Raw genomic sequence first — 1,531 nt, 5'->3', positions numbered from 1 at the left:
CCATCCTCCAAGGCTAAATACTCCTGACTGACCGATAGTGAACCAGTACCGTGAGGGAAAGGCGAAAAGAACCCCGTTGAGGGGAGTGAAATAGAACCTGAATCCGTGTACGTACAAGCAGTGGGAGTCGGTGGGCAGTTGACAGTGGACAGTAGACAGTTGATGTGCAGAAGCACGGTTGACTGAAACGCTGTTGCTGGATGATAAAGCGTCGGAATGGAACAGGGAGCCAGAAACAGGCACTTCCTGAACCGTTCACCGTCTACTGTCAACTGTCCACCGATGACTGCGTACCTTTTGTATAATGGGTCAGCGACTTACTTTCAGTGGCAAGGTTAACCGACTAGGGGAGCCGTAGAGAAATCGAGTCTTAACAGGGCGTCGAGTCGCTGGGAGTAGACCCGAAACCGGGCGATCTATCCATGGGCAGGTTGAAGGTTGAGTAACATCAACTGGAGGACCGAACCGACTATCGTTGAAAAGCTAGCGGATGACCTGTGGATAGGAGTGAAAGGCTAATCAAGCCCGGAGATAGCTGGTTCTCCTCGAAAGCTATTTAGGTAGCGCCTCGTGTCTCACCATCGGGGGTAGAGCACTGTTTGGGCTAGGGGGTCATCCCGACTTACCAACCCCATGCAAACTCCGAATACCGATGAGTGCAATCACGGGAGACACACGGCGGGTGCTAACGTCCGTCGTGGAAAGGGAAACAACCCAGACCGTCAGCTAAGGTCCCAAAGTTCTGGTTAAGTGGGAAACGATGTGAGAAGGCCCAGACAGCCAGGAGGTTGGCTTAGAAGCAGCCATCCTTTAAAGAAAGCGTAATAGCTCACTGGTCGAGTCGGCTCGCGCGGAAGATTTAACGGGGCTCAAACTAGACACCGAAGCTACGGGGTTCAGTGGTCAGTTTTTAGTGGTCAGTCGGCAGTTAGAGAGGCAGGTTGTGCAGGGTTTTGAGCAATTAGAGGTATTTCAAAGGGCTTATAAACTTTCATTGAAAGTTCACAGGATAACCCTTGAGTTTCCGAAGATTGAGCAAACGAATGGGCTTGCTGATCAAATGCGCAGAGCCAGCAAAGGCATTTGCGCAAATATTGCTGAAGGACACGGAAAACTGGTCATCTCAAAAGCAGAGTTTCGAAGGTTCCTGTTAATGGCCGTCGGATCCTCTGATGAAATGAGAGTTTGGTTAAGATACTGCCTTGATCTGAAATACATAGATGATCAGCAATGGCAATATCTAAAAACCGAATACAATCAGGTCAGTAAAATGTTGGTGGGTTTGCACAAGAGTTAGAGATAGCTCGGAGCAAAACTGACCACCGACCACTAAAAACTGACCACTGCAACCGGTAGAGGAGCGTTCTGTAAGCCGTTGAAGGTGTATCGGGAGGTATGCTGGAGGTATCAGAAGTGCGAATGCTGACATGAGTAACGACAAGGGGAGTGAGAAGCTCCCCCGCCGGAAGACCAAGGGTTCCTGCGCAACGCTAATCGGCGCAGGGTGAGTCGGCCCCTAAGGTGAGGTCGA

General features: G+C 50.6%; 1 rRNA gene. It reads left to right on the top strand.

Annotation, left to right across the window (positions count from 1 at the left end):
• A 23S ribosomal RNA gene (locus J7438_RS25410) occupies positions 1 to 1,531 on the top strand; the annotation flags it as partial.

The organism is Thalassotalea sp. G20_0 (assembly GCF_017744175.1).
GTDB lineage: Bacteria > Pseudomonadota > Gammaproteobacteria > Pseudomonadales > Endozoicomonadaceae > Endozoicomonas.
The sequence above is the reverse complement of the archived record's forward strand: the minus strand, read 5'-3'. Positions and strand labels throughout refer to the sequence as shown.